This is a genomic window from Rhodococcus sp. (in: high G+C Gram-positive bacteria) (assembly GCF_049591685.1).
Classification (GTDB): Bacteria; Actinomycetota; Actinomycetes; order Mycobacteriales; family Mycobacteriaceae; genus Rhodococcoides.
Genome location: NZ_JBAWFH010000510.1, coordinates 1 through 8816, shown reverse-complemented (window position 1 = coordinate 8816; position 8816 = coordinate 1). Strand labels below are relative to the sequence as shown.

Here is an 8816-nt window from a genome sequence, read left to right as displayed (position 1 = left end):
CAGCTGATTTCCAACGCGGACGATCGTCCCGGTTCCGTCAGCGATCCGTGGGCCAGAAACGCACCGCGCCAAGCGGCTTCGGCGTCGCCGACGGTTCCGCCGACCACCTGCGCGGGCAGGCCCCGGACCGGCCGACCGCGCATGTCGAGCAGACCCGTCTGACGGGCGAGTGCCTCACCGTCCTTTGCCACTCGAACGATGTAGCGCGAACTCTTGCGCAAACCACCGGCACTGAGGACGTGCACGTCCGAGGAGTATCCGTAGAGGTCGAAGATCTCCCGTCGTAGCCGCCGGGCAATCGAACCGAGATCGACCTCGGCTTCTACGACGACTCGTCCTCCAACGATGTGAAGCCCACCGGCGAATCGCAGCAACGCCGACACCTCGGCGCGTCGGCAACTCACCTGGGTGATCGCGAGCCTGCTGAGCTCGTCCTTCACCTCCGCTGTCATGGCCACGAAGTGATCCCCTCTCTGCGCGGCGAACTCGCTGCGGCGTCGTTTCGCGAGGAAACGATGCCGCCGAGAGCCGCAGCCAACTTTCCGAAATGATGTGCGTGCGTTCCTGATTCGGCGACGTCGACGTACACGACTTCTGCACCGAGCCGGGCAGCTGCCCGCGCCAGATGCTCCCGTTCGCCGCCAGGAGGTACGAAAGCCGAGTCGACGACCACGTGGTCGACCTCGAATCGAGGTGCGTGTTGGGACAGTACGTGCAGATGCCGCTCGGCGGAGAATCCTGTGGTCTCGCCCAACTCGGGCGCAAGATTGAGCACAAGCACCTTATGTGCGGGCGAACGATCCAGCGCCGTGAGCAACTGAGGCACGAGCACGTGCGGAATGACACTCGAAAACCACGATCCGGGACCGAGCACGACGAGGTCGGCCGCATCGATCGCGGCAACGGCTTCGGGTGTCGCCGGCGGGTCCGGCGGCAGCAGACGCACTCGCCGTACCTTGCCGGGAGTCGTCGCGACGGCCACCTGCCCGCGAATGACGCGGCTGACCCGAGGATCGTCTTCGAGCCCGGACACGTCCGCCTCGATGTCCAGCGGAATCGGCGCCATCGGCACGACTCGTCCTTCGATATTCAGTAAGCGTGCTGCCTCGTCGAGCGCGAGAACCGTGTCGCCGAGCACCTCGGTGAGGCCGGCAAGGATCAGATTGCCCACCGAATGGCCTGCCAGGGCGCCGGAGCCTCCGAATCGATGTTGCAACACGTTCGCCCACATGCGGGTCCGTGGATCCTCGGACGACAGCGCCGCGAGCGCCATCCGGAGATCACCGGGCGGCAGCATTCCCAGCTCCGCGCGCAAGCGCCCCGAAGAGCCACCGTCGTCGGCGACGGTGACCACCGCGGTGACATCGGACGCCAGCATCCGTGCCGCACTCAGCGTTGCGTACAGTCCGTGGCCGCCCCCGAGCGCCACGATCTTCATGTCCGTGGATGTGACCGGCGTCGGGCCAATGGATTCGGGCGTCATTCGCGGCCCATGTCTCGGTGCAACACACGCACCGACAAATCGTCGTGTCCGTCCAGCATCCCCGCCAGTGCTTCGGTCATGGCCACGCTCCGGTGCTTGCCGCCGGTGCACCCCACGGCGACCGTCATGTAGCTCTTGCCCTCACGGCGGTACCCGTCGACCGTCAGTTGCAGCAGGTGCTCGAACGTGTTCAGGTAATCGACGGCGCCGTCCTGTTTCAATACGTAATCGCGAACGGCAGGCTCGCGGCCCGTATGGTCTCGCAGCTCCGGTACCCAGTGCGGATTGGGCAGAAAACGCACGTCGCACACCACGTCTGCATCGATCGGCAGACCGTACTTGAAACCGAACGATTGCACCGTCACACCGATCATCGCGGTATCCGAACCGCTGAACGATGCTTCGATCTTCCGACGGAGCTGATGAACGGACAGCGAAGTCGTATCGATGGTCACGTCTGCAGCAGCCAGAACCTGAGCGAGCCGCAACCGCTCCGCCGCGATGCCCTCGGTCAAGGTGCCGTCGAGGCCGTCCTTCTGCAACGGGTGACTACGACGGTTGGACTCGAAGCGCTGAATGAGGACGGCGTCGGTGGCGTCGAGAAACAGCACCCGATTGCGTACCCCCTTCGAGTCCAGCTCGCGAACCACCCACCCCAGATCACCGGTGAACAACCGACTGCGCACATCCATCACCAGCGCCAGCCGCTCGATACGCGGTTCGGATTCGAGCCCCAGATCGATCATCTTCGAGATCAGCTCGGGCGGCAGATTGTCTGCGACGTACCAGCCCAGATCTTCGAGAACCTTCGCCGCCGTACGCAGACCCGCCCCGGACAGCCCCGTCACTAGCGCCACTTCGATCTCGTGTGAAGGTAGCGCCGTGTCCTCGGCGTCGGGTCGGACGTCGGCGTGCTGAATGTCCGATTCGCTCACGTCAAAGCCTGCCCTGTCGAAGTTGTCTCGTGCTGACCCCGAAACTCCCGATGTACGACGCCGTCCGCCGGACTCATCACGCCGTCCGCCGGACTCGTCACGCCGTCCGCCGGATTCGCGGCCCCGTCCCCGACGCCTGCATCGTTCGAGTCGACGTCCTGGGACCCATCATTCACCACCTGCGCCTCGGGCGCTCCCGAACGATCCGGGTCTCCTGCTCCCGGCGCATCCGGGTCGCTTGCTCCCAGCACCTTCGGGTCGCTTGCTCTCAGCACCTCCGGGTCGCTTGCTCCCAGCACCTCCGGGTCGCTTGCTCCCAGCGCATCCAGAACGGCCTTGGCTGTCGTCGCGCCGATGCCGGGTACCTCGGTGATCTCGGTAACGGTCGCCTGCTTCAATTTGGCGACGGAACCGAAGTGAGTGACCAACGCTTTTCGTCGGGTGTCGCCCAATCCACGAACCGAGTCGAGCGCAGACGCCGTCATGCGGCGCGATCGCTTGCTGCGGTGGAACGTGATGGCGAATCGGTGTGCTTCGTCGCGTACGCGCTGCAACAGGTACAGCGACTCGCTGGTGCGGGGAAGGATCACCGGATCGGATTCTCCCGGCACCCAGACCTCCTCGAGGCGCTTGGCGAGGCCCACGACGGCGACATCGGTGACGCCGAGTTCGTCGAGAACTTCGGCGGCCGCAGCGACCTGCGGTGCGCCACCGTCGACCACGAACAGGTTGGGCGGGTAGGCGAATCGACGAGGCCGGCCGGTGGTCGGATCCAACGCCGCCTCGGGTGACAGATCTCCCCCGGAACCCGCCTCGACGGAATCACCTGCGTCTGCGCTGTGCCGCAGGAACCGTCGACGCGTGACCTCGGCGATGCTGGCCACGTCGTCGGAGTGCCCGTCGCCTGCGGCTTCCTTGATGGCGTAGTGCCGGTAGTCGCTCTTGCGCGGCAACCCGTCCTCGAACACGACCAGCGACGCCACGACATCGGTGCCCTGCACGTGCGAGATGTCGATGCACTCGATGCGAAGCGGCGCGGAATCGAGATCGAGTGCCTCTTGGATGCCCTGCAGTGCGGCCGATCGCGACGTGAAATCTCCCGCCCGCTTGAGCTTGTGCTGCTGCAGTGCCTCTTTCGCGTTGCGCTCGACGGTTTCCGCGAGCGCCTTCTTGTCTCCGCGTTGGGGCACGCGCAACTGCACGTTCGAGCCCCGCAGTGTGGAGAGCCATTGCTGCACCTCGTCCGCGTTGGCAGGGAGGACGGGGACGAGGACCTCGCGGGGCACCGCGTTGGCACTTCCGTCCTCGTTGCCCGGCGTTTGCTGGGACAGTGCGGCCTCCTGCCCGTAGAACTGGGTCAGGAATTGCTCGACGAGGGCAGGAAGGTCCGATTGGTCGCCGCGCTGTTGCTCGACCACCTCGCCTGCCTTCTCGACCACCCAGCCCCGTTGGCCGCGGACACGTCCGCCTCGCACGTGGAACACCTGCACCGCCGCTTCGAGCGGGTCGGTGGCGAACGCAACGAGGTCGGCATCGGTTCCGTCACCGAGCACCACGGCCTGCTTCTCCAGAGCGCGCTTGAGTGCACCGACGTCGTCACGAAGACGGGCGGCCGTCTCGAAGTCCAGATCTTCGGCCGCATCCTGCATTCGCTTTTCGATCTGGCGGACGAGCTTGTCCGTCTTGCCGGAGAGGAAGTCGCAGAAGTCCTCGACGGTTTGCCGATGCTCGGCTGCCGTGACTCGCTCGACGCACGGCGCGGAGCACTTGTCGATGTAGCCGAGGAGGCACGGGCGACCGATCTGCCCGTGTCGTTTGAACACGCCCGCCGAGCACGTTCGAGCGGGAAACACCCGAAGAAGCAGGTCCAGCGTCTCGCGAATGGCCCACGCATGGGCATAGGGTCCGAAGTAGCGGACACCCTTGCGGCGAGGTCCCCGGTAGACGAACAGCCGCGGGAACTCTTCGTTCATGGTGACCGCGAGCATCGGGTAGCTCTTGTCGTCCCGATAGCGGACGTTGAAGCGGGGATCGAACTCCTTGATCCAGTTGTACTCGAGCTGTAGGGCCTCCACTTCGGTGGTGACGACAGTCCACTCCACGGACGCGGCGGTGGTGACCATCTGCCGGGTACGAGGGTGCAGCGAAGAGATATCCGCAAAGTACGAATTGAGTCGGCTGCGCAGGCTTTTGGCCTTGCCAACGTAGATCACGCGTCCGTGCGGATCACGAAATTTGTACACGCCGGGCTCGACCGGGATGGTTCCGGTTGCCGGGCGGTATGTAGTTGGGTCGGACACAGATTCCAGGCTAGTCGCAGGCACCGACGGGATTCACCGAGTGCCCGATCACCTGTCGGCGCCCGCGTATCTGGCTTCCAGAGCACGGAATGCGCGGACTGCGTCGACCGCGTGTTGCCGGTCGTTCGATTGAATGGCCATCACGGAGATGAACTCGTCGTCGGGGATGTCGACACGTGCCCACATCGCACCGTCGGGGAACGACAATCCCTGCACCAGGTCCCACTCGATGAGACGCTCACCCAGGATGTTGCGTACAGCGACGCCCTCGACGCCCACTCGTAGGCGGGGACGCGTCAGCAGCAGTGCGATACCTCCGAGAAGCACGCCGATGCCGGCGAGCGCTACTTGATCGGCTGTGCGAAAGTACACGCCGGTCGGCGACACCCGCAGCAGGATGGCCACCGTGGTGTGCGCAACGACCAACAGCACAGCGGCAGCGATCGCGTATCGCGCCGACTTCTTGGACCGAACCTCGAGGTCCCAGCGACCGGACTCGCTCATCGGAATTCCTGGTTGGTCCACGGCTGCCGAAGGTGCTTGAGCGTAAGCGCGGTGTCGATGGCAGCCGCAGCCGCCTGCGCACCCTTGTCCTCCCTGGACCCGGGGAGTCCACATCGGTCGAGAGCCTGCTGTTCGGTATCGGTGGTGAGCACGCCGTTCGTGACCGGCGTGCCCTCGTCCAGGGACACGCGCGTCAGCCCAGCGGTGACGGCATCGCAGACGTACTCGAAATGCGGTGTGCCTCCCCGGATCACGACACCGAGAGCAACGACGGCGTCGTGGTTGCGCGCCAGAGTTTGTGCAACGACGGGTAGTTCGATGGCGCCTGCGACGCGCACCACCGTCACCTCGGTGACCCCGGCCTGCTCGATCCTGGCCTTGGCACCGTCCAGCAGTGCTTCGGATACGGTCCGGTGCCACTGGCCGGCGACGATGGCCACCTTGAGGTCGCTTGCTCCGTCCAGCTGGAGGATGGGTTCGCCTCCGCCGCTCACGGGTTGACCCCCGACTCGAGATCCGACCCGGCCGTGTGGCCGGGGAACGAATTGGGCGCCGGCGCAGGAATGGTCGATTCGTAGTCGTCGAGGCCGACGAGATCGTGGCCCATCCGGTCGCGCTTGGTGCGAAGGTAGGTCAGGTTCTCCGCGTTCGCGCGGAGCGGCATCGGAACCCGCTCGGTGACGTGCAGGCCGTAACCGTCGAGGCCGACGCGTTTGGCGGGGTTGTTGGTGAGCAATCGCATCGTCGAGATGCCGAGGTCTACGAGAATTTGCGCGCCGATGCCGTAATCGCGGGAGTCGGCGGGCAAGCCGAGCTGGAGATTTGCGTCGACGGTGTCCGACCCGGCGTCCTGAAGCTGGTATGCCTGCAACTTGTGCAGCAATCCGATGCCGCGACCTTCGTGCCCGCGCATGTAGAGAACGACCCCTCGGCCCTCCTGGGCGATCATCTCCAGGGCAGCGTCGAGTTGCGGGCCGCAGTCGCAGCGCAGTGATCCGAAGACGTCTCCGGTGAGGCATTCGGAGTGCACGCGGACCAGGACGTCGCTGCCGTCGCCGTCCGGTCCGGCGATGTCGCCGCGAACGAGAGCGACGTGCTCGACCTCGTCGTAGATGCTCTGGTAGCCGACGGCACGGAATGTTCCGTGGGCGGTCGGAATTCGGGCGTCGGCAACGCGCACGACGTGTTTTTCGTGCTTGCGTCGCCACGCGATGAGGTCGGCGATGGAGATGAGTGCCAGATCGTGGTCGTCGGCGAACACCCGTAGCTCCTCGGTCTGGGCCATCGCGCCCTCGTCCTTCTGGCTGACGATCTCGCAGATGACGCCTGCGGGACGGAGATCTGCCATCCGGGCGAGGTCGACGGCAGCTTCGGTGTGTCCGGGGCGACGAAGAACACCCCCGTCCTTCGCGCGAAGCGGGACGACGTGGCCCGGACGGGTGAAGTCGCCCGCACCGGTGTTCGGGTCGGCAAGGAGGCGCATCGTCGCGGCCCGGTCGGAGGCCGAAATTCCCGTTCCGATGCCCTCACGAGCGTCGACCGTGACGGTGTACGCGGTGCCGTGCTTGTCCTGATTGGTGGCAAACATGGGAGGGAGACCGAGCCGGTCACAGTCGTCGCCGGAGAGTGGCACGCACAGGTAGCCGGAGGTGTAGCGCACCATGAACGCGACGAGTTCGGGTGTCGCCTTCTCGGCGGCGAAGATCAGATCGCCTTCGTTCTCGCGATCCTCGTCGTCGACGACGACCACGGCTTTGCCTGCGGCGATGTCGGCAACCGCACGCTCGATACTGTCGAACCTTGTCACGTCCTACGCTCCATACGTCTCGTTCCGCGCCCTGACACGTGCGGTGCGGATACACCTCAACACTACTTTCCGGTCCCGCTGCTAGGTGGCGAGGGTCTGCAGGCGCTCCACGTATTTGGCGATGACGTCGACCTCGAGGTTGACCGGAGTTCCGACGTCCGAGCGACCCAGCGTCGTCAGGTCGAGCGTCGTGGGAATGAGGGAGATCTCGAACCAATGCTGGCCGTCGGATTCCTGCCCGAGGCCGGACACCGTCAGGGAAACACCGTCCACGGTGATCGACCCCTTCTCGACCACATAGCGAGCCACCGACGTCGGCATGGAAACACGAACTACCGTCCAGTTCTCGGACGGCGAGCGGCTTACCACGGTTCCGGTGCCGTCGACGTGGCCCTGCACGAGGTGGCCACCGAGTCGACTGCCCAGCGCCGCGGCGCGCTCGAGGTTGACGGCACTGCCGACGCCGAGCCGCGCGAGAGACGACCGGTTCAGAGTTTCCTGCATGACGTCCGCGGTGAAGGCGCCGTCGGCAAGCACGTCGACGACCGTCAAGCACACGCCGTTGACGGCGATCGAGTCGCCGTGGCGCGCGTCGGAGGTGACGATCGGCCCCTTCACCGTGAAGCGCGCCGCGTCGGCCAGTTCTTCCTTGCCGACCACTTCGCCGAGTTCTTCGACTATTCCCGTGAACATGACGCTCGTCACTCCTGTTCGGCTGTACGGACGGGCACCGCGCTGACGACGATGTCCGTTCCGATAGTTTCGACGCTCTCGATCGAGAACCTCTTGGCATCGGAGATTGTTCCGACGCCGGCATTCTCCACCGCAGCGCTACCGGCGCCGAGCACGACGGGTGCGATGTACGCGACGATTCGATCGACGAGGCCGGCTGCGAGGAAAGCGCCGGCGACCGTCGGCCCGCCTTCGACGAGAACATCGGTGTGCTCACCGAGAGCGTCGAGTACCGCACGTGGATCTCGGCTGCGGACGAACAGCGTCGGCGCGTCGGCATTGCGAACCTTGGCGTCGGCCCGGACCACGCGTTCGCCGACGACCACCCGCACTGGTTGATGCGGCGCATCGGAGCCGTCGGGAAACCGCGCGGTGAGCAGCGGGTCGTCGGCATCGACAGTCCCGGTTCCCACGATGATGGCGTCGAGCGCTGCCCGCTGAGCGTGCACGTGGGCACGAGCGTCGGGGCCGGTGATCCATTTGCTCGTGCCGTCGGCGGCAGCACTGCGACCGTCCAGGCTCGCGGCGTATTTGAGTGTGACGTGGGGCCGTCCGGTGCGTTGCTTGTGCAGCCAGGCTCGCAACGGACCCGATGCGACCGCGTCGGCGGATCGACCCGCTTCGACGATGATTCCCGCATCGGAGAGGGTGCGCGCCCCGCCCTCGGCGAGCGGGTTCGGATCGGCTACGGCGAAGACGACCTTGGCGATACCTGCCTCGATGAGTGCTCGTGAACACGGTCCGGTTCGGCCGGTGTGATTGCACGGTTCGAGCGTGACCACCGCGGTCCCACCCCGCGCCTTGTGACCGGCTCGTTGCAGCGCGACGATTTCCGCGTGCGGCCCGCCCGGCGGTCGTGTGGACCCGACGCCGACCACCGCGCCGTCGACGTCGAGAACGACTGCCCCGACCGGCGGGTTGGGACTGGTTCGCCCACGCGCTGCTTCCGACGCCTGGATGGCGACGGCCATCGCTTCGTCCTCGGTGACAGAACCCTCCCGCGTCATTACAGCGACAGGTGCTTCGACGCCCCGGCGGCCTGAGCACGCAGCGCG

General features: G+C 65.9%; 9 protein-coding genes. All 9 read right to left on the bottom strand.

Annotated features, from left to right (window positions below):
• On the bottom strand, nt 1-458 hold a 458-nt coding region (gene whiA, locus WBQ44_RS20925), incomplete at its 3' end, for a DNA-binding protein WhiA (protein WP_495568586.1).
• Nucleotides 449-1483, bottom strand: a complete 1035-nt coding sequence (locus tag WBQ44_RS20920) for a gluconeogenesis factor YvcK family protein (protein ID WP_495568585.1) — start codon at nt 1481-1483, stop codon at nt 449-451. The genes whiA and WBQ44_RS20920, both read right to left, overlap by 10 nt.
• A complete protein-coding gene (gene rapZ / locus WBQ44_RS20915; protein WP_495568584.1) occupies nt 1480-2418 on the bottom strand; it encodes an RNase adapter RapZ in 939 nt (312 codons plus the stop codon). The genes WBQ44_RS20920 and rapZ overlap by 4 nt, the downstream gene beginning before the upstream one ends.
• Nucleotides 2415-4718, bottom strand: a complete 2304-nt coding sequence (gene uvrC / locus WBQ44_RS20910; RefSeq protein WP_495568583.1) for an excinuclease ABC subunit UvrC — start codon at nt 4716-4718, stop codon at nt 2415-2417. Before uvrC ends, rapZ begins: the two co-directional genes overlap by 4 nt.
• Before the next feature lie 48 nt (nt 4719-4766).
• On the bottom strand, nt 4767-5222 hold the full coding sequence (locus WBQ44_RS20905) for a PH domain-containing protein (RefSeq protein ID WP_495568582.1): 456 nt from the start codon (nt 5220-5222) through the stop codon (nt 4767-4769).
• Entirely contained in the window at nt 5219-5716 is a 498-nt protein-coding gene (gene ribH, locus WBQ44_RS20900) for a 6,7-dimethyl-8-ribityllumazine synthase (RefSeq protein WP_495568581.1), read from the bottom strand. Before ribH ends, WBQ44_RS20905 begins: the two co-directional genes overlap by 4 nt.
• Complete coding sequence (locus WBQ44_RS20895) at nt 5713-7029, bottom strand: bifunctional 3,4-dihydroxy-2-butanone-4-phosphate synthase/GTP cyclohydrolase II (RefSeq protein ID WP_495568580.1); 1317 nt, start codon at nt 7027-7029, stop codon at nt 5713-5715. The genes ribH and WBQ44_RS20895 overlap by 4 nt, the downstream gene beginning before the upstream one ends.
• A gap of 81 nt (nt 7030-7110) precedes the next feature.
• A complete protein-coding gene (locus tag WBQ44_RS20890; RefSeq protein ID WP_495568579.1) occupies nt 7111-7722 on the bottom strand; it encodes a riboflavin synthase in 612 nt (203 codons plus the stop codon).
• 8 nt (nt 7723-7730) lie between these two features.
• The gene (gene ribD, locus WBQ44_RS20885; RefSeq protein WP_495568587.1) at nt 7731-8768 is read right to left on the bottom strand and encodes a bifunctional diaminohydroxyphosphoribosylaminopyrimidine deaminase/5-amino-6-(5-phosphoribosylamino)uracil reductase RibD; all 1038 of its coding nucleotides are present in this window, start codon (nt 8766-8768) and stop codon (nt 7731-7733) included.
• Nucleotides 8769-8816: the final 48 nt, after the last annotated feature.

Excerpts from the sequence above, each read along its gene's own strand:
- WBQ44_RS20920 (WP_495568585.1), bottom strand. The coding sequence starts at position 1,483 with ATGACGCCCGAATCCATTGGCCCGACGCCGGTCACATCCACGGACATG.
- WBQ44_RS20890 (WP_495568579.1), bottom strand. The coding sequence starts at position 7,722 with ATGTTCACGGGAATAGTCGAAGAACTCGGCGAAGTGGTCGGCAAGGAA.
- ribD (WP_495568587.1), bottom strand. The coding sequence starts at position 8,768 with ATGACGCGGGAGGGTTCTGTCACCGAGGACGAAGCGATGGCCGTCGCC.
- WBQ44_RS20905 (WP_495568582.1), bottom strand. The coding sequence starts at position 5,222 with ATGAGCGAGTCCGGTCGCTGGGACCTCGAGGTTCGGTCCAAGAAGTCG.